Source organism: Paenibacillus sp. B2(2019), from assembly GCF_008370385.1.
Taxonomy (GTDB): Bacteria; Bacillota; Bacilli; order Paenibacillales; family Paenibacillaceae; genus Paenibacillus_AQ.
In genome coordinates this window covers 249,644-276,427 of sequence record NZ_VTZR01000025.1, presented here as the reverse complement: position 1 = coordinate 276,427, position 26,784 = coordinate 249,644, and the positions used below count along the sequence as shown (strand labels likewise).

The window sequence follows — 26,784 nt, the reverse complement described above, 5'->3', positions numbered from 1 at the left end:
GAACTTCTATATATTATTATTTATTAAAAAACCGGGATAACTCACCTTGAATCAGAGACACTTGTCCCGGTCTTTTACCGGAAACTAGTTCTTGCTTCAGCATTCGGTGAAGCTGGGAATCGGATAACTCTCTACGTCTTACCTCTGTATCAGGGGTAATAACAGTAGCTTCCTCGGATTCCTTAGAGACAGGATTCATTACTTGCTTAATGCCAGCAATATTAACACCCTTCTCGATCAGAGCTTTAATTTCTAATAGGCGCTCAACATCATTAAAAGAGAACAAACGCTGATTCCCCGACGTACGTGCTGGTACGATCAGACTGTGCTGCTCATAATAACGAATTTGTCTCGCGGACAAATCAGTCAGCTTCATTACAATTCCAATAGGAAATAGTGCCATATTTCTGCGGATTTCATCACCCATGACTCATCCAACCTTCCAATGATCTTTTTCTGATCTCATTGTACATTTCCTAATACAGCGTGTCAATGGTATGTGAGATATTCTTACAGCAATTTTCTTTCACGCATACTTTGAAGTGCCATCAAAACGCCATATTTAACATGTGAATAGGTTAACCCGCCTTGCATATAGCCAATATAAGGAGCCCGTATAGGCGCATCTGCAGATAACTCCAAGCTTCCACCTTGTATAAACGTACCTGCAGCCATAATAACAGGATGTTCATAACCTGGCATATCCCAAGGCTCTGGTACCACATGGCTGTCCACAGCCGCAGCGCGTTGTATGCCCTGAACAAAGGCAATTAAGTGTTCTGGTCCATCAAAAGAAACCGCCTGAATCAAATCTGTACGAGGCTCGTTCCACGCTGGCTTTGTCTCAAACCCGCAACGCTGAAATACAGATGCAGCAAAAATACTCCCTTTTAAAGCTTGTCCGACCGTGTGTGGAGCCATGAACAACCCTTGATAAAGCCCACGTGTTGTTCCTAACATAGCCCCTACTTCACCACCTATGCCAGGAGCGGTTAATCGATAAGCTGCCAATTCTACAAGATCCTGTCGGCCACAAATATAACCGCCTGTCTCAGCAATACCCCCACCCGGATTCTTAATTAACGATCCTGCTACTAGATCCACACCAACCTGTGGAGGCTCAAGCTCTTCGGTAAACTCACCATAACAATTGTCTACGAAGACAATCACTTCCGGTTTCAACACCTTTACCCTCGAAGTCATTTCACCAATTTCAGCCACTGTGAAAGAAGCACGCCAATCATATCCGCGTGACCTTTGGATTCCAATCACTTTAGTATTTTCGTTAATAGCGAGAGCTACCTCATCCCAATCGATCTTGCCATCTGCAGTAAGAGCAACCTCCCGGTAAGTAATTCCGAAATCTGCGAGAGAACCTGTCCCATCCCCTGTGTGACCAATTACCTTATGTAAGGTATCGTACGGACGTCCTGTGATGTATAGCAGCTCATCTCCTGGACGCAGTACACCAAATAGGGCTGTTGATATGGTGTGTGTTCCTGAAGCGAAATGCGGGCGTACCAGTGCAGATTCCGCACCAAAAACGTCAGCATAGACAAGATCCAACACTTCACGGCCACGGTCATTATACGCATACCCCGTTGAACCGGCAAAGTGAAAATCACTGACTTGATGACGCTGGAACGCTTCTATAACCTTCCACTGATTCTTATCTACAATACGATCAAGGGCTTTGACAGCGCCTTCTATTTCAACTTCTGCGGCCTCTGCCGCGCTCAAAATATCCTCTGCAAAAACTACCATTCGTTCTTATTCGCTCCTTACATTTACTTGCCATCATAATGACAGAAAGCGGCAGTAAACTGACGCTTTCTAGATTAGCTATTATTTTATACCTATAAACGAAGCATTTCCACCTTAGGAATGACTGACAAGATTACTGCTGGTCCACAAAATCAGCAAGCATGTAACCCCATTTGTCATAATCCTCTTTATTAAGACGAACGTTATAGAGCACATCGTTCTCATCATATGTCGTTTCCAGAACCTCTCCCACCCTGTAGAGCAAGGAAGAAATGTCACCTCGGTCTCCGGGAATGCGGAAGTTGAGTGTGTCGCCAGCCAGTTCATCGGCGATCATTTCGGTAATCCGTGTTAAATCTTCAGGATTAAATGCACTGATCTTCAAGTACCCTGTACCTGTAGGCAACATTTCCAGTTGCTCAGGCTGACATAGATCAATTTTATTAAAAAGTACGATTTGCGGTGTACCAGATGCACCAAGATCCTGCAAGATGGATTGGACAATCTCCATCTGCTCCTCACGCATTGGTGAAGAGGCATCCACCACATGTAGCACCAAATTAGCCTCATTCACTTCCTCCAGCGTTGCACGGAAAGATGCGACAAGATCATGCGGAAGATTCTGAATGAAGCCTACAGTATCCGTAAGCACGACCTCTTTTCCACCTGCTAGCTCAAGCACACGTGAAGTAGGGTCCAGTGTGGCAAACAACTGGTTTTCAATATAGACATCCGCATCGGTTAGTTGCTTAAGCAGCGTTGATTTTCCTGCATTCGTATACCCAACAAGTGCGACTTGCACCGCTCCTGCCTTGCGGCGACGCTCCCGATGTAGCTCACGAGTCTTAACAACCTCATCCAGCTGGCGTTTCAGCTCCGTAATCCGATCACGAATATGTCGGCGATCGGTTTCCAGCTTACTTTCACCCGGACCTCTGGTACCAATTCCTCCACCTAGTCTGGATAAGTTCTTCCCTTGGCCGGAAAGCCGGGGTAACAGATAGGACAATTGTGCCAGCTCTACCTGAATAATTCCTTCTCGCGTCTTCGCACGCCCCGCAAAAATATCCAGAATAAGCTGCGTCCGGTCAATAATCTTAAGATCCAGAGCCTCCTCAAGGTTCCGTACTTGGGCTCCGGACAATTCTTGATCAAAGATAGCTGTATTAGCCCCGAGAGCATCAGCAGCCATCCGTAGCTCCTCTACTTTTCCTTTACCAATAAACCATCTAGAATCAGGTGTTTCCTTGTTTTGACGCAGCACATCCAGAACTTCAACACCAGCCGTTTCGGCTAATTGCACTAATTCCTGTAGTGAAAGCTCTGGATCAATTCCGGTTCTTTTAATTTTATCTGTGACGAGACTTACCAATATCGCTCGATCTTGTACATCTGTTTCCGTATCATGCGTTGTTATTGCCATGTATGTCATGCTCCTTATGACGGTGATAGTATCCTGTAATTCATAATTTGAAATCCTCAGTTCGAAGCGTCATTAATTCCTGCTTGCCTGGGCTGGTACTTTCATACTGGTTTAACAGTCTTACAGCCTGACCCCGAACAGCTTTCTCAATGGCATTGCGAACATACCGCGCATTACTGAAAGCATGAAGACTCTCCGTCTTCTCTACTAACAAATGCTGCTTTAACTTGAGTATCGCCTGTGGCATCAAAATATAGTCGCGATCTTTTGCCATGAGTTCAGCAATTTGCAGCAGTTGATCGATCGTATAATCAGGAAATTCCACCTGTATCGGAAACCGTGAGGGTAATCCGGGATTGCTCATCAAAAAATACTCCATCTCCCCAGAGTACCCCGCTAAGATAAGTATAAATTGACTGCGATGATCCTCCATGGCCTTGACGAGCGTATCAATCGCTTCTTTTCCAAAATCCTTTTCTCCACCGCGAGCAAGGCTATAAGCCTCATCGATAAACAAAATACCGCCCAAAGCCTTTTTTACCAGATCGCGAGTCTTCTGGGCAGTATGACCGATGTATTCTCCTACAAGGTCGGCTCTCTCCACCTCAATGAGATGTCCTTTGGTCAGTACACCCATACGCTGGAACAGCTTAGCTACGATTCTAGCCACGGTTGTCTTGCCAGTTCCGGGATTCCCTTTAAAAACCATGTGATAAGCTTGCCCGCCGCTTGCAAGTCCTGCCTCAGTTCGCATTTGAGCAATCTGTAACAAGGCGTAGATTTCAAAGACTAGCTCTTTGATATTGTCCAGACCCACTAAACCTTCCAATTCTTGCGTTAACTCTTGGAACAGGCTAGTGTGGCCGTGATTTTTTGGAGGTACCGGCCGACTCTCTCCAGAAGGGTTAGTTATAGCCGGAGGCTCTTGACTCCGCAATACAATATTGATTTGTCGAGACGGTCTTTCTTCCTCCCGTCCACTGGCCGCTGCTACGCGTCCGCTCATCGGTATCACCTCATTATCCAGGGCTGACTTCTCTAATCAAGTCTATTCCAGTAAATGAAGTGTTATTAGAAGATTCGGGATTTTTTGGACAAATCACAGGAATAGCTGCTGAAGCTTCCATTTCGTATAGGCTAGAATCTCACGTGTTTTATGTCTTGTCATCGATAGAACGGTGGATTCTGTAAGTCCCAGCTCAGGATTCACATATGCAAGCTCGTCAGCAATTTCATGAGCCCGCCACCCATGATAAGTATGTGTAATGATTATTGCTGAAGACAAACCTTCACGTGCCATAATCTCTTTACTAAACAAAAGATTCTCGTAAGTGCTGGTAGCTTCATTCTCTACGTAAATGGCGCTATCTGGCACTCCTTTAGCAACCAAATAATTACGCATTCCTTGAGCTTCGGTGTATTGTAAATCAGGTTTATCTAAACCACCAGATACAATAAGATGTGGGAACATTCCTTCTTGATAAAGCTTCAGTCCGTAATCCAGCCGTTCCTTAAGTCCTGGGCTAGGATCATCCCCCCACATCGACATACCAAGAATGATCCCAACATCCGCCTTTTGCATAGGATCTGTCGTGGCAGCTTTATTAATATTGTTTAACGCATAAGCACACCACAACAATCCAGCAATCACAATAATCGATAAAGCGATAAGCAACGTTCGTTTCGTCCAGAATCTGCGTTTTTTGGAAACAATCCGAATCGGGGAAGACCCTCTTCCGTAGACGTACCATTCCATTTCTTTATTTCCTCCTGAATTCTCCATGATGAAATAATTCGGCACGATGCTTCAAAGATAGTGAGAAATAAGGGAAAGCATGAGCATCGATGCCGCGTAAAATAGTATTGGCTGTCTCCCAGGCGAGTTTATAATCACTCTCGGAAATATCTTCCCTCTCCAGCGCTTCCTCTAATTCATCCTCATCAAGCAAGTAAACCTCGCCGTTCCAAAGCACAACCACATCCAGATACAAATCATCAAACCATGGAACGCCTTGGTCTGTGACGCCCTGCACCTTGCAGGTGTCTATGTACCATTGAATGATATTTTGCCGTTCGTCAAACATAGCCGTCACAATATAGTGACTGTCTTTGGGGAAATATTGCAGCCAGGAATAACCTTTATCCGCAATACGATATGTATGCCGTCCATAGCTCTTCCACAGTGGTTCTTTCAGCCCGTAGATGGTATAAAGCGTAATATATCCGCTGAATTCCCGGCTCTCCACATAGCGGCAGGCAAAATGGCGACGCGTAATCCGGCGCCAGTTGGCCCGGTCTCCGAATTTACGTTTCATAGAAATTACCCTCTCCAGTATGGTTTCTTCAGCTTACCACATTTAGAGGATACACTCAAAACATCCGGCAAAATACAGCAAATTTTTATCACAGATCCTATTAGAAAAATATGGAGTTATAAAAGAAAGAAGCTGTCCCATAAGTAGCATTCACTACTTTTGAGACAGCCTCAGGAAAAGAAAAGCTAACTTCATAAATTCAAAGCATCACTATTGAACAGAAGAATCACCATTCACATTGCTAGCCTCTTGATCAGGGCTTTGTGTTGCATTACCACTGTCATTCCCCGAACTTCCGCCTCCAGAAGGTACATCTGGCGGAGCGGTAGGTATCGGTGTTGCTGACGGTGGAGGCGTAGTGAATTCAGGCAAGGTTCCTGTTCCACCATTATTCCCGCTTCCATCGTTGCCACCACCATTATTACCACCGTTGCCATTATCCCAGCCATTGTCTCCACCATTCTCAGGGGTTGGTGTCGGGAGATTAGGATCAATGGTTGGCTCAGGTGTTGGCATCTCATCCTGCACAGAGACAGTAACCACATTCGATGGTTCACTTTCTACTTGGGTTGCAGGATCGTAGGAAGTAACATAATACTCGTAAACCAGACCAGGCATTGCACTAAAGTCTCCTGCACTAGTCGTGACCGTATTTAACAGTAAACCGAAATCAGCCTCGGATGTCTCTCTACGATAAATACGATATTCTACACCCGCAACAGGAACTGCCTGCCAGCCCAGATTTACTGTCATCGTAGATGGATCATAAGCTGCAGTAAGTCCACTAACATTCTTAGCTGGTTCAGGTGTTTCTGTAGGTGCAGGAGCGATTTCATTATCTAGCTGTGGGAAGGACTTCTTAGGAACATCCCTTAACGCTTCCTCCATCACTTTACCCCAGAATGCTGCGGCAAGCCCACTGCTATTCTTAAGCAGATGTTTCTTGCTTGGCTTGTCATAACCCATCCACACAGCAGCTGTCCATTCAGGTGTATATCCCACAAACCAAACATCACGGTTCGAGCTGATTCCAGAATATCCACTTTGAGTCGTACCGGTCTTACCAGCAACTGGACGATCAATCCTTGCTTTTCTACCCGTACCACTCTCTACAACCTTTTGCATCATCTCGGTCATTTGATAAGCCGTTTGCTTACTCATAACACGCTCAGGCGTTGTATTAGCCTTGAAGACGGTCTCTCCACTACTATCAGTGATCGATTTAATGGAATATGATTCTCGAAGTTCACCGCCATTTGCAAAAGCACTGTAAGCTTGTGCCATTTCCAGTGTATTCGTTCCTTTGCTCATACCTCCGAGAGCCAGTGAGAGGTTCTTGTCCTCGTCTTCCAGTCCAATCCCCAATTTCTTGGCAAACTTAAATCCGGTATTCACTCCAATTTCATTAAGCAACCAGACCGAAGGAATATTCTCTGATTTCTGTATAGCATCACTCATACTAATACTCTTGGAATATCCGTGAAGGTTAGTTGGGCAATAGTTGGAAAAACACTGCTTCTCGTTGCTTAACGTAGAATACTTGTCGTACTTTCCAGTTTCCAGTGCTGGAGCATAAGCAACGATTGGTTTAAAGGCTGAACCAGGAGAACGTCGGCTGCCATTTACACGGCTGTAGCCTTTTTTCTCATAATTCCGTCCACCTAGAAGTGCGACAATGCCGCCATTCTCTTGATTCACGATGGTCATAGAACCTTGTACCAGTTCGTCGTCTACACTCTTCTCGAAGTTATCACTGTCTGCAAAAGCATCTTCTACGGTTTCTTGAGCGTGCTTATCCATCGTGGTGTATATCTTGTAACCACCAATATTCAGATCATCTTCGGATAGTCCAAACTTTTCTTCTGCTTCTTCCACTGCGAAGTCAATAAAAGCTTGATAACGCTGTTTCTTTTCAGGTGGCTTATAATTATAATCCACAGCTTGTGCTTCGTCTCTCTCTTGCTCCGTAATATAACCTTGTTCGTACATGAGCTGAAGTACTACTGCACGACGTTCCTTTGAAAGATCTGGGTTACGCAGAGGGTTGTAACGAGACGGTCCCTTAGGCATCGCAGCCAGTGTCGCAATTTCCCAAACTTTCAGATCATTCAGATCACTCTTACCAAAATATCTTTCAGATGCTGCTTTAATTCCGTAGATCGTACCCCCAAAGTTTATTCGGTTCAGGTACATCGTAATGATCTCTTCTTTAGATTTCTGGTTCTCCAATGCTACAGCAATGGATACCTCAGTCGCTTTACGGAAAAATGTTTTATCCCGTGTCAAAAAGATGTTTTTGGCCAGCTGCTGAGTAATGGTACTACCACCTTCTACCATGCTGCGTGCAGCAATATCTTTTACCGCTGCCCGGCCGATTGACCATAAATCCACACCAGAATGCTCAAAGAAGCGTTTATCTTCTGTGGCCACAAAGGCATTGATCAATAACGGTGGAATCTTCTCATACACTACAGGATCACTTTTCTCAAGCGATAATTCGCCGATTAAATTAGCATTGCGGTCATATACTTTTGTAGTTTCATTTACGGTCAGCTTGTCTTGGTTCTCTAGGAGAAGTTTTTGCCCATTCAGCATAATGAACAGATAACCGCCAAGCGCACAGAAAATGGCCAACGCTGTAGCAAAGAACAAGCTCCACAGCACACGCTTTTTAGTCAAAAACTTCTTTTTCTTCTTACTTTTCGGTTTTGGTTTTGAATTGGAACTGGACGATCCTCTATTTCTATTGTTGTTCGTCCTTGATGTATCATCTCTAGACATGATGCCTCCTGACTCCCTTCCTTGAATAAATCATGTATGGACTTCTCTGAATGAAAAGAACAACCTTCTCAGGTTGCTCTCTCACACTCTATTCAAACGATTTATTAACAAGAAAGGTTTCACTTCAATTTTGTTAATGTTATTCTTCGTTACTATTGTCCTGCATAAGTGACACACTGCGCTGTGGTGTAAAAGTGGAAATCGCGTGCTTATACACCATTTGCTGGCGTCCATCACTGTCAATAACGATTGTAAAATTGTCGAATGCTTTAATAATTCCCCGGATTTGAAAGCCGTTGGTCAAATATACTGTAGCAGGGATATTTTCTTTGCGTAGTTGGTTCAAGAATGTATCTTGGATGTTAATGGACTTGTTCATATGACGTACCCCCAATGGTTCAATTATATTGTTCAGAAGTATATTCAAGACCTGAGAGAAACTTTCCTGCTATTATAGCACGTATTTTCGAGAAATTCTCAGAAAAGTTTTGCTCACCTTCGACATCGATCCACTCGATTTCCTTCATGTGGCGAAACCATGACAACTGTCTTTTGGCGAATCGGCGAGTATCGCGTTTAAGCAGTATCACAGCTTCCTCAAGCGTCAGTTCCCCTGCGAGGTAAGCGGCAATTTCCTTGTAGCCCAGTCCCTGCATGGACACAAGGCTTCTGCTGTAGCCGTTTTCCAGCAGTCCCTTCACCTCAGCAACAAGACCCTCCGCAAGCATGCTATCAATTCGGTCCTCAATACGTTTATATAGTATTTTCCGGTCCATTGTCAAACCGATAAGGCATAAGTCATAGGGCGACTCCTTCTTTTGAGCTGCATGAGAAGCAGAAAGTGTGGTGTTTGTCTGGTGATGAATTTCCAGTGCCCGTATAATTCTACGGCGGTCATTCGGATGCAATTTCGCTGCACTGACCGGATCAACGGCTTCAAGTCTGGCATGCAGTGCAAGCGCTCCATGTTCTTCTGCAAATTGATCCTGTTCTTTACGGAAAGCTTCGTCAGCCACAGCTTCAGAGAATTGAAAACCGTAACATAAGGACTCAATATAGAGACCCGTTCCCCCAACAATAAATGGAAGTTTCCCACGACTGCTTATCTCTTCGATTAGTCTGCTACCTTGTTCCTGAAATTCAGCAGCAGAATATGGGTCCTGTGGATCATGAATGTCGATTAGGTGGTGAGGAATTCCCATCATCTCAGCTGGAGTGATCTTAGCTGTACCAATATCCATACCACGATAAACCTGCATCGAATCGCCAGAAATAATCTCTGCGTTATATGCAGCCGCAAGCTCCAAACTTAACCTGGTTTTACCTACAGCTGTTGGTCCTAGTAAGACTAGAACCTTATGTCTCTCTTTAGTTGTCAATGTGTATCACCCCGTACGATGTTTTGGAGTTGCTCCGGAGCAGCTCTGTAAAGCCAAGCCTTTCAAATTCGCCGCTCAGAGCCTTTTCTTTCAAAAGAACAGTTTTACGGGCCACTCTTACCGCCTCAGCTACACTCTCTAGTGATAATGCTGCACGATTAGCAAACTGCCGCAGCGGGGAAATCGAAGCAGAACCGGTCAGCGGCACTCGGAACATAGGATCAAAGTATACAATATCTACACTTCGATCCGGTAGAGCACGTAAGTAGTCCAAATGTTCACTATGAACGACATTAATTCTACGCAAGGCCTCATTAACCCTTACTTGCCCAGAGGTATAATGCCGCATCCCTTCAAAGAGCAGTGCGTACAGCGGCAATGAGCTCTCCAGAGCGGTAATCTCTGAGGACTCACCACCATGCACAGCAAATAGCAAGGAATCAGCACCTAGACCCGCTGTGCAATCTAGTACGCTATCTCCGGGAAGCATTCGAGCAGCGACAAGCATCGGTTCTATATCACCCTTTAGAATCCGTTTCGCACGAACAAAACCCATGCTTGGGTGAAACTCCATAGGCTCCATCCCTAATCGGTGTAAACGAACGGCTTCTTGAGAAAGAATTAGTATATCCTCATCTCCATAGTGTTCCACCATCTTGGGTATAGAGAATTTCTCGCGTGGAGCGTATTTACAGCCCGTTCTTTCTGCGAGATTCTGAGCTCGCTCTACAATATCCATTATCGGGCTATAACCCGTAGTTATAATCATGTTGCCTCCAGTCTTGCTATAAACAAATTTCTAATCGTACAATTACATCACCCGTTTGAATAATTTCTCTAAATCATAGGATGAAAAAGAAATCACAATCGGACGCCCATGTGGACAAGTATACGGCTGTCTGCATGCTGCCAGACGAGACAACAAGGCCTCGACTTCCTGTTCTGTTAGTTTCTGGTTGGCTTTGATGGAGGCTTTACACGAGCATAGAATAGACGATTTCTCTCGTAGCTTTGCTAGGTCAATCAATCGTTCACTCAAGACCCACTCCGCCATTTCTTCAACGATCGCCTTCTCCTCGCCTTCAGGAAACCAATACGGCAAAGATCGAATCAGAAAAGTCTGTCCTCCAAAATGTTCAAGGTACACTCCAGCCTGCTGAAACCAATGTAAACGTTCACTAAGTTGACGACTTTCCGAAGGCGTGAACTCAAGCGTAATTGGCAAAAGCAGATCCTGAGAAGCGTCTTCAGGACGACCGAACTTCTCATAAAAAAACTCGTAATTTATGCGTTCGTGAGCCGCATGTTGATCAATGAGATACAGCCCGCCGTCATTCTGAGCGATAATATAAGTCCCATGATGCTGTCCGATATAATTTAGTTCCGGGAAGGCAGGAAGCCCAGGTTCTTCATCGACTGGCGGTGCCCATAACGCTTGGGCAGAAGGAATCTGCCTCTGCAGAGATGAAGCTTCTTGCGGACGATATCCATTAGCATAGTTGTTGCTCACATTATTTTGACGTCCTTGTGAAGAGGAAGACTGGTATCCTGACCCGTAGGATGGAGCCGTTTCACGAGTCATCGGAGTATCAATCTGCCCCTCTTTTCTGATCTCCCTGGCGCTCTGTTCAACATTTGATGGTTGTTGTCTACTAAAGGAACTACCAGATCCCTGAGGAACTGAATCCTTGCCCAACTCAGACGGTGGGGGTGCCGGAACTGACCCTTTAGAAAAAGCAAACTGCTCCTGTATAAATGAACTGCTGCCCTTTGGCCCAATGGTTTCTTTACCCGGGCGCGGTATCAAACTTTGCCCTAACAATACTTTACGAATTTCTTGTTCAACAAACGTGTAAAGCTCATTCTCCTTACTAAACCGAACCTCCAGCTTAGCTGGATGAACATTGACATCCACAAGTGAAGGATGCATGTCCAGTTCGAGCACCAGCAGTGGATAGCGGTTAATCGGAAGTAAAGTATGATAAGCACGCATGATCGCTGCGTTCAGACCATTGCTGCGAATATATCGTCCTCCCACAATGGTAGTCACTGCGTTTCGATTTGAGCGTGTCCATTCCGGACGACTTATATAACCAGAAATACGATAATCCAAGTCCTCTGCCGCAATCGGCAACATAGCCTTAGCTGCGGAGGTTCCGTACACAGCTGCGATCACTTGCAGCAGATCACCATTACCAAGCGTGTGCAGCAGCTGATTGCCATTATGATGCAAGGTAAAAGAGATTCCCGGATGGGCTAACGCCATTCGATACATGGCATCCGATATATGACCAAGCTCCGTCTGGATACTCTTCATGTATTTCAGCCGTGCCGGTGTGTTAAAAAATAATTCACGCACCGCTAGATCGCTCCCACGGCCCGAAGGGGAATCTTCATTCCGAATTAAATTACCACCCTCAATATCAATCAGGCGTCCTTTGCCGTCATCGGCAGTAGCCGTTAGAAGAGAGACTTTGGATACCGCAGCAATACTGGGGAGCGCCTCACCACGGAACCCTAGGCTAGTGATCTGGAATAGATCACGCCCATTAGCGATTTTACTTGTGGCATGACGATAAAAGGCGGTCTCGCAATCCTCAGGCTCGATCCCCGAGCCGTTATCTTTTACTCGGATGCTCTGTAAACCGCCTTCCTCCACCGAAACCTCAATCCTTGTGCTTCCTGCGTCAATAGCATTCTCAACCAGCTCCTTCACAACAGAAGCTGGTCGCTCTACAACTTCACCCGCAGCAATCTGGTTGGCAATATGCTCGTCCAATATATGAATTTTGGCCAATTTCATTCACCTCTTATTTAGGCAATCAATAATTAAAGATCCTTTGCTTTCATCTTCAGGTCGTTCAGCAGACTCATAGCCTGAAGTGGAGTCATATTCATAAGATCTGCGTTACGCACAGAAGTGATGAATTCTTTTATCGCAGGATTCTCTTGTACTTCAGTTACTACAGCCGACTGATTTGCACTACCTTTCCGATTCTTACGTGGTTCTTCCTCGCCAAAGATAGACAGTTGAACTACTTCATCTGCTATTGATGAATAGGAGTCTGCAGGAATCCCCGAAGTTTCTGCGATGACATTATCGGGTTGTTGGGTAGATGTAGTTGCGACCTCTTTTGCAGCGGCCTGACTTTCTAGTCCACCCCCATAATGAATAGAGGAACCACCTGGATGAGCCGCCTGCTCGATACTCTGAAGCAGACCGTAAGCACGATCAATGATCCCTTCAGGAAGCCCTGCTAGGCGTGCACAATAAATCCCATAGCTACTGTCTGCCGCTCCCGGAACAAGCTTACGCAGGAAGTTTACTTTATCCCCGCTCTCCTGTACGGCCATAGAGTAATTCTTAAGCCCATTAAGACTTTCTTCTAAGTGGGCCAATTCATGAAAATGCGTCGAAACTAAAGCTTTGCAAGAAATGGTATCGTGCACATACTCAATTACCGCTTGTGCAATCGCCATGCCTTCACTCGTCGATGTTCCTCTACCAAGCTCATCTATGATAATTAAACTCCGGGCTGTTGCTTTTTCTGTCATGACCTGTATGTCGGCCATTTCTACCATAAATGTACTCTGACCTCCGATCAAATCATCAGCTGCCCCAATACGAGTAAAGATTCGATCAATTAGCGGAACTTCTGCACTGGTGGCAGGAACGAAACAGCCAATTTGAGCCATAATACAAATGAGTGCAACCTGCCGCATATAGGTACTCTTCCCAGCCATATTAGGACCAGTGATCAAAAGAATATTTCCATCTTCCTTACTAAGCGTACTTCCGTTTGCTATAAATGCCGAGTCCTTTAACACAGCCTCCACGACAGGATGACGACCACCTTCAAGTCGAAGATCGTACCCATCCGATAGGACAGGTTTTACGAAGCGATGCTCGGCACTGACGGCTGCCAGACATTGATACACATCAATCTCAGCTACCTTTTCCGCAAGATTCTGCAGTCGCGGAATTTGGCCGCTGATTCGATCACGCAGTTCAGTAAACAGGCTATATTCCAAATCTGTCATTTTATCTTGCGCTTCAAGAATCAGTGCCTCTTTCTCTTTAAGCTCAGGTATAACAAATCGCTCTGCATTTGCAAGTGTCTGCTTACGTTCATAACGCCCTTCCGGCAACGAAGCCAGATTGGATTTGGTGATCTCTATGAAATAACCGAAGATTTTGTTATAGCCGATCTTCAGTGATTTGATGCCTGTGGCTTGCCGTTCTTTCGCTTCCAGTTCGGCGATCCAACGTTTACCATTACTGCTAGCTTCCCGCAGCTCGTCCAACCTGGCATGATAACCAGAACGGATAATCCCTCCGTCTCGCACGGACACCGGCGCATCTTCAACAATTGCTCGATCTATATCCTCCCGTATCTCGGCACATTCATCCATACTAGCACCGATCTCGCGTAAGGTTGCAGATCCTGAAGTCATACATAATTCCTTCAAAGCAGGGATTTGTGCCAGTGATAGCTTTAAGGCATTCATGTCACGACCATTCGCACTACCAAAGGCAATACGACCTACCAGCCGCTCTAAGTCATAAATTTCCTTCAACGCTAAACGCAGGTCCTCTCGAACAATAAACTGATTGTACAAATAATCAACTGCTTCTAGGCGACGTTCGATCGGAGCGCGCTGCAACAGCGGCTTATCTATTCTACGACGTAACAATCGCGCACCCATGGATGTTTCGGTACGGTCTAGTAGCCATAGAAGAGATCCTTTTTTAGAACGTTCTCGGACCGTCTCTGTTAGCTCCAGATTTCGGCGTGTGAACGGATCAAGAATCATATAATTACCTGGTTCATAAGGAGAAATTTGACTAAGTTGTCCCATTGAACGCCGTTGCGTCTCGTTTAGATAGGAGATTAGCAGCGCTAGACATTGTCCACGTTCTTTCTCCAGACGAACCCATGCGGCTTCACCGAATTGTCGACGTGCCAGCTCCTCCTCACGTTTCTCCCAAGGTGTGTACACAACAGGTTTCGCCAACAGAGGCGTTTCACTACGTAAAAGCTCCAATAACGTCGGGTCTCCGATGATCTCAGCCGGTTCATAAATGCCAATCTCATCGCGCAGCCACTCTGCACCAGATAACACTGAAGTAACATACAATTCACCTGTAGTTAAATCACATGCAGCTAATGCCATCATCCCATCACTTTCGGTTACACAAACAAGATAATTGTTGCTTTTGTCGGCAATGATTTTTCCATCCATAACTGTTCCAGGTGTCACGACACGTACGATATCCCGTTTCACCATTCCCTTTGTGACAGAAGCATCCTCTAATTGCTCACAAATAGCGACTTTATATCCTTTTTCAATCAGGCGTTGAATATAACCCTCGGCGGCGTGATAAGGTACTCCACACATCGGGATCTTCTCTGCGCCCCCGCCTTCGCGACCTGTCAACGTAATTTCAAGCTCCTTGGAAGCCAAAATGGCATCTTCAAAGAACATTTCATAGAAATCGCCCAGTCTAAAAAATAGGAAGGCATCCTTTGCCCCTTCCTTCACTTTTAAATATTGCTCAATCATTGGCGTATATTGTGCCATGGTCAACCTCCATGCCTATTTATTGCTGTCCTCCATTATAACAGAAAATTTGCGTACAAAGTCACCCTGCAACCGCATAGAAGTTCATTCTTCTCGATCCTCAGACAAAAAATCACGAAATCCGACACTATTCCTGAAGCTCAATGGGTAGTACCTTTTGTATATATTACAAGCATCCATCGTTCATTAGAAAGAGGTGTATTCTTCTGCATTTTAATATTGTAAAATCTTAACACAGAGCGTTAGATCATAAGAAAATAAAAGGAGAATATCAAATGATACGAAGACTTACGGAGGATGATCGGGAACTTCTAATGACATTGCTACAGAAAGAGCCTGCTCTTAATTTGTTCATCATTGGAGATGTAGAGAATTTCGGGTTTGAACAGGATTTTATGGCATTGTGGGGAGAGATAGATCCATCTGATGGTCGGATAAAAGCCGTTCTATTACGTTTCTATAGAAGCTATCTTCCTTACGCGGATGGGCCGTTTGATGTGGAAGGATTCGCTACAATCATGCGACAAGATAACGATATTCATATGATTTCCGGTGTAACCGAAGTGGTAAAAGCCTTTGACGGAGTAATTAACTTTAAACAAGAAAAGCAATTGTACTTTGCTGAGCTAAAGGAAATGAATGCTAAAATTATACAGTACTCTTCTTCCGTTGATAACATTATTAAAGCAACCATCCAGGATGTGGAAGCGATTTGTTCGCTTACGGATACAATAGAAGAGTTTGAAAGCAGTCGGGATGGATCGAGAACCAGCCTACGTAAAACATTGGCGACTGGCACTGGCCGTACGTATTATATGAAACGTGAAGATCAGGTGATTACAACGGCCTCAACATCAGCGGAAAATTCCATGTCAGCTATGATCGTAGGGGTTGCCACTCATCAGGCATTCAGAGAGCAAGGATTAGCTACAAGCGTAGTTGCACAGCTATGCACAGACTTACTCTCTGAAGGGAAATCTTTATGCCTCTTTTATGACAACCCTCATGCTGGGGTCATATATAAACGACTTGGATTTCATGATATCGGCTCTTGGAGCATCATGTACATGTAGACAAGCATAAACGCCTTCGGCGTCCTTATTAGGACGGTAAGCGTTTATGCGAGAAATATTAGATATAAGGGATATGTGAAAAACTAATACTTTCTAATATTTTGAAATATAAGCTCAAGCTTTAACTTTACTGCACCACAGCTCACGGATATCGCGAGATTCATCCCACGTTCGTTCAGAGGCGATATACTGAAATAAAGGCTCTATGTATTGGGCGGCCTTCTCGTAGCCGCCTAGAGAGCGTAGCTGCGCCAGCAGAGGGGGTACTGCGTCGCGCAGCGGGGATTTATCGCCGCCGTAGTAGGCGATATGCAGGTCTTCCCGGTCGAGTGGGCGTAGCGTCAGGTCTTCATAATGGCTCACGATAAGGTGAGCCAGATAGACCGCGCCTTTAGCGATGACCGGGGATACCAGGAAGCTCGGCAAAGTCCGGTACTCAAAGCCGCCATGCGGCTGAATCCGGAAATCGCCGAGCACGCCGTAACGAGGACGACGCGCTCCCGCGCGGACGTCCTCAAGCAAAAGCATCGGCAGCGCGAGATAGTTGTCGAGCGCGCGCAAGAGCGGCGCCGTCAGCGTCACGCCGCTGAAGTGCAAATGGCCGCCGAGGGCCCAGCCCGTCAGCGGCATACCTCCCGCCCGCCAGCGCAGCGTGCGGTCGGCGATGAGCCGGTCCGCCGTAGCCGCGGCGGACATCAGCTGCGCCAGCAGCGCGCGTGGTTCCCCGCGCGGCTGGGGGCGCAGCTCGGCGACCGGGAACGCGCCGCGCGTTCCCGGAGGTCCGGCGTCGCAGCCTGCGACGCCATCCGTGGGCAGGTACCGCGACGCAGGCACGACGCGGCCCGTGGACTCCCGGAGGATGATAAACTCCGGGTCCATGCCCATGAGCAGGCCGCTGCGGCCTGGCTGCTCCAGAGCAAGGCTCCGTTCCAGCGCTAATGCTGCGGAACGATAAGGCTCTGGCAATGATTTGCCGGAACTCTGTAGTAGTGGAGTGACTCCCTCCACGACATACCTCCTATTCCCCATTGCCCTCAGCAGGACCTCACCGCTATCCAGCCCCAAGCTGTACAAAGTCCGAACAGCAATACGCTGAAGTAATTTCATTACTCCACGCCATACTCCAGGTGCAGCCCCCATTGATTCGTTGCTATCGACTCTATCCATTCGCACAGCCCCGGCTAGCAAATCGGAGGCTGCGCGCATACCTGGGCCTGCTCCTAGTGGAGTGATCTGCAGAACGCTCAAATTATACACGAGTATGTTATAGCACTGTTTATGGGCCTTATCGGAAGGCAGAGTATCATATGTATCTTCTAAGCGATTTCTTTCACCAGAGGTCTGGTTTCTCCGCAGAGATGCTTCTGAGCCCTTCATTCGCAACAGTTCCTGCTTACTAGACGAAGTGAGCGTCGCTTCAATCCCGCTCCGAAATAATCTGGACTCTCTCTGTGCTGATGACAATCCCCAATACACCTTAAACCCCTCATTCATTCTCCTGCCCCTCCATCCATCGCAGCCCAAGATTGAAAGCCCTGCAGTAGCACTTCTTGCCCATTCATATGAACCAAGTTGTTCTTCATCCACTCTGATTCCAGTTTTAATTCTAAAAATAAATAAAAAAAAGGAGGGCATTCGCCCTCTACGCCGCCGCCCTCCCTACATATAATGGACCATAACCCATCAGTACTCAGTTAGCGGCGGCGTATCCTTCCTTACAGTTCATCATCCAGATTGTCAGGGTCTAGATCATCGTAATCGAAGCTATCACCTTCAAAATCATAATCCTTGTCTTCTGGATCATCGCTTTGCTCAGTGACATACACACGGACTTTGGTCTCAGCCACCAACTCCACTTCGAATTCGCGCTCTACGCGAAGTGTCACACTGCCTCCGCCTGGCGATACGCCCGCTTCTACACAGTTGGGTTCCTGCGTTGCCTCCGCAGAGACCTCAACGGTAGAAGTGCGGTGTCTCGTGTCCAGGTACGAAAGAGGAATGAGCTCCACATAGGAGACCGTTTCTTTAGCTACCTCGGTCTGCTTGTTCTTGTCGTACGAGTACCAGATGTTTACATCGTAAGTACCAATTACTTCGATTCCGTTCCCGGCGGCAACCGCTTCGTACTGGTGGTTGATAATCCAAGCCCCCAGAATACTAGTCGGGTGATGTGGCGGAGTCACGGTATGGGTTGCTGTAGAGAACTTACGACCTTTGCCGCAAATTGCCTTCGTAATGATCTCCCTTGTTTGACGTTTATGGCTTAATGACATCTTTAAACCTCCTCCATACAATCATTCACTATCAAGTGTATGCAGGTTCTAGGCATTTGTTGATTGTTAGTCTATAAATAAATTTGAGTAAGCCCTCCAGAGGGTCTTATCAGAAGACTTATAGTTCATTTTATTTCAAAATTTGTACAGATATGAGTAGATTATAAAAATGGTCCAGCCTCATACATATCCATTCTGAACGTTAAAAAAACCTTATAAAGCCCGCTATTGCGGGATTACGCGCACAATACCAATAGATCTATGTTTGCTCAGGTCAATAAAATCGTCATCAATATTCACGAGGGGACGCAGTGGATCAGTAGCAAGAATCATAATGATTTTTCCTGTCCGTCCATCTGTCAATTCCACTTCATTCCCTATCATTGACTGCATTAACTTATTAATAAAGACTCTACAAATATAAGGGTCAAGCTTGCCAAATACGTTTTCTTCCATCTGCAGCAACACTTCATAAAGAGGTGAAGCTTTACGATAAAACCGGTCGGATGTCATCGCATGGAACACGTCTGCTACTGCAACAATTTTACTGAAATCAGTGATCCGATTCCCAAGTACGCCGAAAGGATAACCACTGCCGTCCATTCTTTCATGATGCTGCAGGGCGACGAGCGCTTGCATATGATTGGTTCCAATAGTGTCCCGGATCATCTCGTAACCATAGGTCGTATGCTTTTTCATAAGCTGATACTCCTCAGCGGTCAACGGGCCCGGCCGGGTTAATAATTCATCCGGAATCCTCATTTTCCCGATATCATGAAGGGTCGCTGCGATCGTCAGCATACTCAAATCCTCAGGCTTTAATTTTAGCCATTTACCTAGCAATGTAGATAAAATACCAACCGCTACATTATGTCTGTATGTATAATCATCCTTGGACTGCAATGCAGCCAATACGCCGTAGAAGTCATTTTTTTCGCTTACCTGCTGAATAAACGGAATGACTTCATTTCTAACTTCAAGCATAGGAATTCGTTTGTTTTTGTTATGACGAAGCTGTTCAAAAATATTCTCTATCGCAGCTGTGCAATCATCGATTGCAAGTTGGAAAAATTCCGCGCTATCCAGCTGTACGACGTCATGAGACTCTAGGGTGATCTTATGTTGATTGATTAATCGTATATGCTCAGCACTTAATAAAGTCAATGCGGGTAAAACAAATACTCCTTTGTCATTAAAAAGGTTAGCTATAAGCTGTTTTCCTATAAATGATTCCATAACTTTGTCCATACGCCTCACCTGCCAATGCGGAAAATTCGACTACCGAACTTCCTGCTATTATTTGAACTCACCATAAAATCGTTAATCATATCCTGTGATCAACTTTTAGCTCATACATATCTTATCGTGATTTTGACAGAGATAGTTAATACTTCAGTTTATTAAAGCCTCAATTTAAGCCTTATTTCGAATCTTCAAACGTTTCTCCGGCTTGTAACTGACCGGGATTTTATGCCGCTTAGCGATCTTTAAATAAAGTGCCAGTTCCCTGCACAACTGAAGAATAGCTGAGCGCACTTCAAATTCCTCACGTGTCTCTGGCAGATCCATTTCTTCGAATTCTCTTGTTAGCTCGTCCAGTAAATGTTCAGTTCGTCCAGTATATTCTTCCGCAAGCACATCCCCGCTAAGCTGGTCAAATAACTCAGCAACCATCTCCCCATGCGGTAAATGGCGGTACACTTGAGAAAGCAACTGCATCATACTTTGAATCGATTCCAGTTGCTCCTTCCGCATGTAGAAATAAACATTCCATGCTTCATCAGGATGAATAACATGATTCTCCATCTCACGGGTAGCTGCCGTTAATCCCCGCTGCACTGTATTATCTGCGTCAATTAATTCTTTGCCGTCCCAAATATACGCAGGATCTCGAAGCGTTCGGGCCATCTGGGTAAAAATAACCGAAAAATAGCGATCCACTTCCTTACGGATCCCATAAATGACCCCACCAGTCTGAGGCATGTAAATCAAGTTTACCAGCCCTGCTGAACCGAGCCCAATAGCCAGAAGCTCTATTTGCTGCAACAGGACATGGAGCGATAGTTCAGCTTGTCCAAACACGCGAAACACGATAACCGAGCTGGTGACAATTCCTTCTTTGTAGCCAGACTTTACAATCATCGGAAAGCCCACGAGTACATACAGCCCGAGCACCCAGTAATGGAACCCTAGAAGCCAGAATAGGATGCAGCCAAAAAAGAGTCCCACGAGCGAGGCTAAAAAACGAGCCGTTATCGTTCGGAAACTCCTTTTCAAAGTAACCTCTACACCCAAAATTGCCAGCAAGCCTGCACTCTGCGCATTAGGTATACCCACTGCAGACGCAACTAATACGGATAATAACGTAGCTGCTGCTGTTTTTATCACACGAAATCCCATAGCCTTATCTCTCCTTACAAGCACTAACCCAATAAATAGGTAAAGATATAGACATGTTACAAGATTTTGTGTACGGACACAATATTACATAAGGTTCATCGCCGGGATAACAGCCGCTTCTCAAGATATACCACTAATTGATACATTGCTGTAGCCACGGCCGCGATAATCAAAAGACTGGACATCACTAGCGTGAAATTAAAGACCTGGAAACCATAAATAATCAGATAACCCAGACCCGATTTAGCGACAAGGAACTCCCCTACGATAACCCCTACCCATGACATCCCCACATTCACCTTTAAGGTGGAGACCACCGTCGGGAACGAGGCTGGAAGAATTACTTTAAAGAACACCTGAACTCTGGAAGCTCCGAAGGAACGAACCACCTTGACCAGATTCGGATCCACACTGCAAAAACTATTGTACACAACAAGCGTAGTTATAATCACCGTTATAGATAAAGTAGTAACAACGATAGCAGTGAATCCGGCTCCGAACATGACGATAAAAATCGGCCCCAGCGCCACCTTCGGCATACTGTTAAATACGACCATATACGGATCAAGCACTGCTGATAAAAAAGGAGACCACCAAATGATCACAGCAAGTAGTGTCCCTAATAGCGTTCCTAGTACAAAGCCTACCGCAGTCTCACCTACCGTCATCCCCAGATGCGGCCACAAGCTTCCACTGACCATATCTCCCCAGATCTGCCGGAAGATTTTTGTTGGATAGCTGAATAATAACTCATCAATCCAGCCCATTCTTGCGCCAGCTTCCCAGAGAACAAAAAACAGCAGTAACAGGCTGCTCCTTACAACAATCACCTTATTGCGCCAGCGGTGCTTCGTTTTTTTATAATCGCCATGCAATTGTTGTAGCCACTGTTCACGGGAAGCTAATAACCCCGATTGCTCCGTATGCTTCATTAGCTTTCCCTCCCTGCAATCTCCATCTCTTTCCATATTTCATGAAAAAGCTCCGAAAAGCCTGGCTGATCACGTGCAAATAGCGGAGGTGCTGACCGGATTTGCTCTGGCACTGAAAATACTTTTCGGATCTTCCCTGGATTTCGTTGTAGAAGAATAACACTGCTGCTTACCGCAATGGCCTCAGATAGATCATGAGTAACTAATATTGCAGTTGTCCCCCTGCTGCGTAAGGTCTCAGAGACCAAATCTTCCAGCTGTAATTTGATCTGGTAATCAAGTGCCGAGAACGGCTCGTCTAGTAGAAGGAGTCCAGGATTCGTTGCCAAGGTGCGTACCAGAGCTACTCTCTGCCGCATCCCACCTGATAACTGAGTAGGAAAGGCGTGCTCTTTGCCCTCTAAGCCCATCTCTCGAAGTAGCTCCAACGTCCGCTTTCTGCTCTCTTCGTTCAAGTTTCCAGTCAGCTCTAGTCCTAGAATGGCATTATCCAGAATACTCCGCCAAGGAAAAAGATAATCCTGCTGCAGCATATACCCAACCTCTGGTGAGGGTCCCATTATGGGTTGGCCATTTACGAACACTTCGCCTTGAGATGGCTGCAGCAGTCCTGCAATAATCGATAGGAGAGTCGTCTTACCGCAACCACTTGGTCCGACTAAGCTAACGAACTCTCCTTGCTCGACATTAAGGTTCAGGTCCTCAACGGCCAGTGAAGCTTCACGGTCGCCAAGATAGGCATGCGTTACTCCCTTTAATTGCACTACTGGAAGCATTGTCAGCCCCTCCTTCAATTTACACATCTTATTTAGGATCTTTGGTTCTCTCTTATTTTGAAGTGCTGCTCGTTATGCTCTTCTCAGCTTTCTCAGCAAAACTGTTATTCACTATTTTGTCAGCGGGAACGCGTTCTTTAAGCTCACCAGCATTATCAATCACATCAAGCAAATTGTTCCATTCTTCTTGATCTATAATTGGATTAACCGCATAGGTATCCTGTTCCTTATAACGTTTGACTGCAGAAACCACGATATCTCTATCCGTCTTATCAAAATAAGTCATAATCGCATCCGCGATTTCTTCAGGGCTATGTTCCTTCACCCAAAGCTGAGCACGCTGGATCGCATTTGTGAACTTCTGTACCGTGTCTCCATTTTTACTAATATAGCTGTTCTTAGACATAAACACGGTGTACGGTAAATAGCCGCTTTCCACACCAAACGAAGCCACTACTGCACCTCGGTTCTCACGTTCAAAGATTGAAGCCTGTGGTTCAAACAGCTGCACATAATCGCCTGTACCTGAAGCAAAAGCACCGGCAATATTAGCAAAGTCAATATTTTGGATCAAGGTAATGTCTTTAGTAGGATCTATTCCTTTTTTAGATAAAGTAAACGCACCTGCCATTTGTGGCATTCCGCCTTTTCTTTGCCCCAGGAAGGTAGAACCCTTCACTTTATCCCAGTTAAACGCTCCGTCAGCTTTACGGGCAAACAAGAACGTTCCATCCCTCTGAGTCAGCTGTGCAAAATTAATGACCGGATCATCTGAACCCTGTTGATACACATAAATGGAGGTTTCAGAACCTACCAATGCAACATCGATGGCACCTGAGAGGAGTGCAGTCATGGTTTTATCTCCACCGGGGATCGTCTGTAGTTCTACGTCAAGTCCTTCGTCTTTAAAGAAATTTTGTGATAAGGCAACATATTCGGGTGCATAAAAGACAGAACGGGTGACTTCACCAATCTTCACCTTTACCAACTCTGACTTTCCGCCGCAACCGGCAAGCACTGAAAAGCATAAAGTAATGATCATGAGCGACAATGACAGCTTTTTCCTAATCTTCATTCTTCATTCTCCTTTCTTACCGGGTCCTTCGCCCTTGCTTAAAGCATATGCAGATGCCTACGAAAAGGTTAAAACCTCCAATAACCTAGGGAAATCCAAGAATAACCATGATACTAGCGACTTTTATTGAAAGAATGGATAAATATCGTTTAATTTGCTGTTTTTGTATCTGTGCAAACGTTTTACCAATGGGGATGCATTCGAGTACTATAGGAAATAAAGCGCTTTCCATTTCTTGAATTAGAAAATTTGCAATAGAAGGAGTTATTACATATGTATAAAGGTGTTACATTCAAAACCAAAAAAATCACAATATGCTCTCTGGTGGGCATCAGTCTAACCACATTACTGCTGTCCGGTTGTTCTGGTAATCAAAGCAACAAAACATCCAATGCCACGCCCTCCCCTAAAGCAGACTCCATTCAGAGCACCGCTACACCTCAAGCATTGATAAATAAGACGGATGAACAACCTTCCGCTGTTTATTATGAATTATTTGTTCGTTCCTTCTATGATTCAGACGGCGATGGCATTGGAGATCTAAAAGGGATCACCCAAAAGCTGGATTACTTAAATGATGGGAATCCTGAAACCACGACTGATTTGGGGATTGGCGGGATTTGGCTCATGCCCATCAACCCATCACCAAGCTATCATGGATATGATGTAACCGATTATCGTGCGATTAATCCTGATTATGGGACGATTGAGGATATGCAGGAGCTAATTAAAGAAGCGCATAAACGAGGAATAAAAATAATTATGGATTTGGTTGTGAATCATACCTCCAAAGAACACCCATGGTTCGTAGACTCGGCTAAAAACAGTGACAGCAAATATCGCGATTGGTACGTCTGGGCTGAAGATCAAGGTCGTCCCGCAAATGGAGCCAGCGCTGCTGGCGGTGGCAGTGCGTGGCATTCTATACTTGGCAGTCATTATCTGGGCGGATTTTGGGAAGGCATGCCTGATCTGAATTTCGATAATGCAGAAGTTCGTACTGAAATGAAGGACATCGGAAAATTTTGGCTGGAGCAAGGTGTGGATGGCTTCCGACTAGATGCTGCGAAGCATATCTACGAAGATCTTTTGAGTGATAAAAGTGAGGCTACTACCGCTAAAAATGTATCCTGGTGGCAGGAGTTCCGCAAGGCTATGAATGAAGTAAATCCAGAGGCATATATAGTTGGCGAGGTCTGGGAGAATTCTGCTGTCACTGTCGGAGCTTATTTAGATCAAGCTTTTAACTCAAGCTTTAACTTTGGCTTAGCAGAAACACTGGTGAACTCTGTAAAAACTGAAAAAGACAGCGGAACGGCCTTTACGCTGGAACGAACCTATAAATTGTATTCCAAAATATCCGATAACCAATTTACCGATGCTACTTTCTTGACGAATCATGATCAAAACAGAGTCATGAGTCAATTAGACAATAACCCGAATCATGCAAAAATGGCAGCAGCCCTACTATTAACTTTGCCTGGGAATCCTTTTATCTATTATGGTGAAGAAATTGGAATGCGCGGTGTGAAGCCAGATGAAGGACTTCGAGAGCCTATGAGATGGAGTGCAGCTGATCAAGGAGAGGGGCAGACTACTTGGGAGGCCGGACGTAATAATGCGGGTGCGATAAACGTTGATGTTGAGAGCCAGCTGAATGACAGTGGTTCAATGCTAGAAAGATATCGCGAGCTTATTGCGCTAAGAAATGAGATTCCTGCGCTCCGGGATGGCGGAATCCGTGACTATGCTTCTGGCAATCCCGGGGTTATGGCTTACGAACGACTAACAACACAGGATCAGGTGCTCGTCGTTCATAACCTTACTGGAGAAGAACAAACTATTGTACTACAACCCAATGTCGAGGGTTTCTCTTACTCCAAGATCCTAAAGACGATTGCTGTCAAATCGATCTTGAATTCAGATCAACTTACCCTCCCTCCTTATTCAACTGCTATTGTGGAGTGAGAAATGCGGAAGAATGTAACACCCACTTTGTTACTGACCCACATAATTGAGCTTTTGTAATCGGGAGGGCTATAAGCCAGTCTTTGGATGGATCACTGCTCATTCGTAACAACCAGCCACTGGAATGATCGCCTAAGAAGCGTGCTTTCTGGAAGCTCCATCCACTGTCACTGGACGTACAGAGTCGTAATTCTCCTTCCGCCATGAAGCACTTCATTACCCGTGCTAGTTGGATGGAATGTACATCATCCCCTGTCTCTGCTGCTAAACAATCTGAGAGCATTTGCAGCGTGGATGAGCATGAGTTTTTTTTCAGCTCCTCAAATTTTCTTTTTGACATTAGTAATGCCGGAATCCCGTGATTAAAGAGCTCCTTCATGTTCTCACATTCGAACAGCTGAAGACAAAAGCTCTCCGTTTCACTTTCATCCTTTAATTCATAGGGCAGGGTTTCCGGGTTACTATTGCAGATTACTAGTATCCGGTCTTTATGTATTTGCAGACACAGATCCTTCATTTCCTCCTTCTCTTTATATTTCAATCTACAGATCCGTTCTGCGTTTAAACCTGTATGTAACTGATCCAGAACTGCTTGCCCCATTACTTCATCTGGAAATAAAAAATGCGTTAAATCGGCCAATCCATTGTCATTCACATCATTGTATCCTTCCTGTATTTCATATATATGTATATTAATCTAACAATCTTTATGTTATCATAAGCTAATTTTAAGGTAAAATTAAGAAACAAAGGGTATTATCATTAACATGAAATACTTTTAGCGAGGTGTCTTCAAAATGAGAATGCTCATCACATTTCAGAACAAACTTGTACCTGTGTATTTCACAACAGAAAATAAACAGCCCACTCAAAAAGTACTTAGATTACTTAACAGTACGTTGGAGCTCAAAATTCAAAAGGGCAAGAATGCTATCCAGAAATGCCTGAATTCATTAATTAGTATCGAAATTAAAGGCTCTGAGGCTATATTGCACAGTTATAGTGAGAATGATTCATTGGCGCTATCCCTCTATTAATAGAG

The 26,784-nt window shown here is 45.2% G+C and carries 23 protein-coding genes; 3 read left to right on the top strand and 20 right to left on the bottom strand.

The window, feature by feature from the left end:
* Positions 1-16: 16 nt before the first annotated feature.
* From PAENI_RS26375 to mutS, 12 genes are all read right to left on the bottom strand, one after another.
* The gene (locus PAENI_RS26375; RefSeq protein ID WP_042128355.1) at positions 17-427 is read right to left on the bottom strand and encodes a MerR family transcriptional regulator; all 411 of its coding nucleotides are present in this window, start codon (positions 425-427) and stop codon (positions 17-19) included.
* An 83-nt stretch (positions 428-510) separates the two neighbouring features.
* Entirely contained in the window at positions 511-1,764 is a 1,254-nt protein-coding gene (locus PAENI_RS26370; RefSeq protein WP_076283514.1) for a methionine gamma-lyase family protein, read from the bottom strand.
* 133 nt (positions 1,765-1,897) lie between these two features.
* Positions 1,898-3,187, bottom strand: a complete 1,290-nt coding sequence (gene hflX / locus PAENI_RS26365; protein WP_042188885.1) for a GTPase HflX — start codon at positions 3,185-3,187, stop codon at positions 1,898-1,900.
* 40 nt (positions 3,188-3,227) lie between these two features.
* A complete protein-coding gene (locus PAENI_RS26360) occupies positions 3,228-4,193 on the bottom strand; it encodes an AAA family ATPase (RefSeq protein ID WP_042188887.1) in 966 nt (321 codons plus the stop codon).
* Positions 4,194-4,286: 93 nt separating this feature from the next.
* Positions 4,287-4,943, bottom strand: a complete 657-nt coding sequence (locus PAENI_RS26355; RefSeq protein ID WP_149647293.1) for a YdcF family protein — start codon at positions 4,941-4,943, stop codon at positions 4,287-4,289.
* A gap of 4 nt (positions 4,944-4,947) precedes the next feature.
* Positions 4,948-5,502: a ribonuclease FAU-1 family protein gene (locus tag PAENI_RS26350; RefSeq protein ID WP_076283512.1), complete on the bottom strand. Its 555-nt coding sequence runs from the start codon at positions 5,500-5,502 to the stop codon at positions 4,948-4,950.
* 210 nt (positions 5,503-5,712) lie between these two features.
* Positions 5,713-8,283 carry a transglycosylase domain-containing protein gene (locus PAENI_RS26345; RefSeq protein WP_149647292.1) on the bottom strand — a complete coding sequence of 857 codons (2,571 nt, stop codon included), beginning with the start codon at positions 8,281-8,283 and terminating at the stop codon, positions 5,713-5,715.
* A 139-nt stretch (positions 8,284-8,422) separates the two neighbouring features.
* Positions 8,423-8,662 (bottom strand): RNA chaperone Hfq, encoded by a 240-nt coding sequence (gene hfq / locus PAENI_RS26340; RefSeq protein WP_042128368.1) that lies wholly within the window; start codon positions 8,660-8,662, stop codon positions 8,423-8,425.
* Positions 8,663-8,681: 19 nt separating this feature from the next.
* Positions 8,682-9,662, bottom strand: a complete 981-nt coding sequence (gene miaA, locus PAENI_RS26335) for a tRNA (adenosine(37)-N6)-dimethylallyltransferase MiaA (protein ID WP_149647291.1) — start codon at positions 9,660-9,662, stop codon at positions 8,682-8,684.
* Positions 9,652-10,431: a class I SAM-dependent methyltransferase gene (locus PAENI_RS26330; protein WP_149647290.1), complete on the bottom strand. Its 780-nt coding sequence runs from the start codon at positions 10,429-10,431 to the stop codon at positions 9,652-9,654. The genes miaA and PAENI_RS26330 overlap by 11 nt, the downstream gene beginning before the upstream one ends.
* Positions 10,432-10,473: 42 nt before the next feature.
* Positions 10,474-12,459, bottom strand: coding sequence for a DNA mismatch repair endonuclease MutL (gene mutL / locus PAENI_RS26325; RefSeq protein WP_149647289.1), 1,986 nt, complete (start codon positions 12,457-12,459; stop codon positions 10,474-10,476).
* Positions 12,460-12,491: 32 nt separating this feature from the next.
* A complete protein-coding gene (gene mutS, locus PAENI_RS26320) occupies positions 12,492-15,245 on the bottom strand; it encodes a DNA mismatch repair protein MutS (RefSeq protein WP_149647288.1) in 2,754 nt (917 codons plus the stop codon).
* 275 nt (positions 15,246-15,520) lie between these two features.
* On the opposite strand from mutS, the gene PAENI_RS26315 reads away from it, so the two are divergent.
* Entirely contained in the window at positions 15,521-16,318 is a 798-nt protein-coding gene (locus tag PAENI_RS26315; RefSeq protein ID WP_149647287.1) for a GNAT family N-acetyltransferase, read from the top strand.
* A gap of 114 nt (positions 16,319-16,432) precedes the next feature.
* Here PAENI_RS26315 and PAENI_RS32035 read toward each other — a convergent pair whose 3' ends face one another.
* The 7 genes from PAENI_RS32035 to PAENI_RS26280 form a co-directional block, all read right to left on the bottom strand.
* Positions 16,433-17,326 (bottom strand): putative amidoligase domain-containing protein, encoded by an 894-nt coding sequence (locus PAENI_RS32035; protein WP_188114696.1) that lies wholly within the window; start codon positions 17,324-17,326, stop codon positions 16,433-16,435.
* Positions 17,327-18,033: 707 nt separating this feature from the next.
* Positions 18,034-18,591, bottom strand: coding sequence for an outer spore coat protein CotE (locus PAENI_RS26305; RefSeq protein ID WP_036687755.1), 558 nt, complete (start codon positions 18,589-18,591; stop codon positions 18,034-18,036).
* A gap of 225 nt (positions 18,592-18,816) precedes the next feature.
* On the bottom strand, positions 18,817-19,827 hold the full coding sequence (locus PAENI_RS26300; RefSeq protein ID WP_262495745.1) for an HD-GYP domain-containing protein: 1,011 nt from the start codon (positions 19,825-19,827) through the stop codon (positions 18,817-18,819).
* Between the two features lie 177 nt (positions 19,828-20,004).
* Positions 20,005-20,991, bottom strand: coding sequence for an aromatic acid exporter family protein (locus PAENI_RS26295; protein ID WP_042188904.1), 987 nt, complete (start codon positions 20,989-20,991; stop codon positions 20,005-20,007).
* A gap of 95 nt (positions 20,992-21,086) precedes the next feature.
* On the bottom strand, positions 21,087-21,923 hold the full coding sequence (locus tag PAENI_RS26290) for an ABC transporter permease (RefSeq protein WP_149647284.1): 837 nt from the start codon (positions 21,921-21,923) through the stop codon (positions 21,087-21,089).
* Complete coding sequence (locus tag PAENI_RS26285; protein WP_149647283.1) at positions 21,923-22,699, bottom strand: ABC transporter ATP-binding protein; 777 nt, start codon at positions 22,697-22,699, stop codon at positions 21,923-21,925. Before PAENI_RS26285 ends, PAENI_RS26290 begins: the two co-directional genes overlap by 1 nt.
* Positions 22,700-22,751: 52 nt before the next feature.
* Complete coding sequence (locus PAENI_RS26280; protein WP_149647282.1) at positions 22,752-23,774, bottom strand: ABC transporter substrate-binding protein; 1,023 nt, start codon at positions 23,772-23,774, stop codon at positions 22,752-22,754.
* Between the two features lie 273 nt (positions 23,775-24,047).
* Between PAENI_RS26280 and PAENI_RS26275 the strand changes: the two genes are divergently transcribed.
* A complete protein-coding gene (locus PAENI_RS26275; RefSeq protein WP_149647281.1) occupies positions 24,048-25,742 on the top strand; it encodes an alpha-amylase family glycosyl hydrolase in 1,695 nt (564 codons plus the stop codon).
* On the opposite strand, the gene PAENI_RS26270 is transcribed toward PAENI_RS26275, so the two are convergent.
* The gene (locus PAENI_RS26270) at positions 25,729-26,397 is read right to left on the bottom strand and encodes a hypothetical protein (protein ID WP_149647280.1); all 669 of its coding nucleotides are present in this window, start codon (positions 26,395-26,397) and stop codon (positions 25,729-25,731) included. The genes PAENI_RS26275 and PAENI_RS26270 overlap by 14 nt on opposite strands.
* 142 nt (positions 26,398-26,539) lie before the next feature.
* Here PAENI_RS26270 and PAENI_RS26265 point away from each other — a divergent pair, with 142 nt between their 5' ends.
* Positions 26,540-26,779, top strand: coding sequence for a hypothetical protein (locus PAENI_RS26265; protein WP_042128392.1), 240 nt, complete (start codon positions 26,540-26,542; stop codon positions 26,777-26,779).
* The last annotated feature ends 5 nt before the right edge of the window (positions 26,780-26,784 follow it).

Bases quoted from the DNA above. Each gene is read 5' to 3' on its own strand.
- PAENI_RS26375 (WP_042128355.1), bottom strand. From the start codon at position 427: ATGGGTGATGAAATCCGCAGAAATATGGCACTATTTCCTATTGGAATT.
- PAENI_RS26370 (WP_076283514.1), bottom strand. From the start codon at position 1,764: ATGGTAGTTTTTGCAGAGGATATTTTGAGCGCGGCAGAGGCCGCAGAA.
- hflX (WP_042188885.1), bottom strand. From the start codon at position 3,187: ATGGCAATAACAACGCATGATACGGAAACAGATGTACAAGATCGAGCG.
- PAENI_RS26360 (WP_042188887.1), bottom strand. From the start codon at position 4,193: ATGAGCGGACGCGTAGCAGCGGCCAGTGGACGGGAGGAAGAAAGACCG.
- PAENI_RS26355 (WP_149647293.1), bottom strand. From the start codon at position 4,943: ATGGAATGGTACGTCTACGGAAGAGGGTCTTCCCCGATTCGGATTGTT.
- PAENI_RS26350 (WP_076283512.1), bottom strand. From the start codon at position 5,502: ATGAAACGTAAATTCGGAGACCGGGCCAACTGGCGCCGGATTACGCGT.
- PAENI_RS26345 (WP_149647292.1), bottom strand. From the start codon at position 8,283: ATGTCTAGAGATGATACATCAAGGACGAACAACAATAGAAATAGAGGA.
- hfq (WP_042128368.1), bottom strand. From the start codon at position 8,662: ATGAACAAGTCCATTAACATCCAAGATACATTCTTGAACCAACTACGC.
- PAENI_RS26330 (WP_149647290.1), bottom strand. From the start codon at position 10,431: ATGATTATAACTACGGGTTATAGCCCGATAATGGATATTGTAGAGCGA.
- mutS (WP_149647288.1), bottom strand. From the start codon at position 15,245: ATGGCACAATATACGCCAATGATTGAGCAATATTTAAAAGTGAAGGAA.
- PAENI_RS26315 (WP_149647287.1), top strand. From the start codon at position 15,521: ATGATACGAAGACTTACGGAGGATGATCGGGAACTTCTAATGACATTG.
- PAENI_RS26305 (WP_036687755.1), bottom strand. From the start codon at position 18,591: ATGTCATTAAGCCATAAACGTCAAACAAGGGAGATCATTACGAAGGCA.
- PAENI_RS26300 (WP_262495745.1), bottom strand. From the start codon at position 19,827: ATGGAATCATTTATAGGAAAACAGCTTATAGCTAACCTTTTTAATGAC.
- PAENI_RS26295 (WP_042188904.1), bottom strand. From the start codon at position 20,991: ATGGGATTTCGTGTGATAAAAACAGCAGCAGCTACGTTATTATCCGTA.
- PAENI_RS26290 (WP_149647284.1), bottom strand. From the start codon at position 21,923: ATGAAGCATACGGAGCAATCGGGGTTATTAGCTTCCCGTGAACAGTGG.
- PAENI_RS26285 (WP_149647283.1), bottom strand. From the start codon at position 22,699: ATGCTTCCAGTAGTGCAATTAAAGGGAGTAACGCATGCCTATCTTGGC.
- PAENI_RS26280 (WP_149647282.1), bottom strand. From the start codon at position 23,774: ATGAAGATTAGGAAAAAGCTGTCATTGTCGCTCATGATCATTACTTTA.
- PAENI_RS26275 (WP_149647281.1), top strand. From the start codon at position 24,048: ATGTATAAAGGTGTTACATTCAAAACCAAAAAAATCACAATATGCTCT.
- PAENI_RS26265 (WP_042128392.1), top strand. From the start codon at position 26,540: ATGAGAATGCTCATCACATTTCAGAACAAACTTGTACCTGTGTATTTC.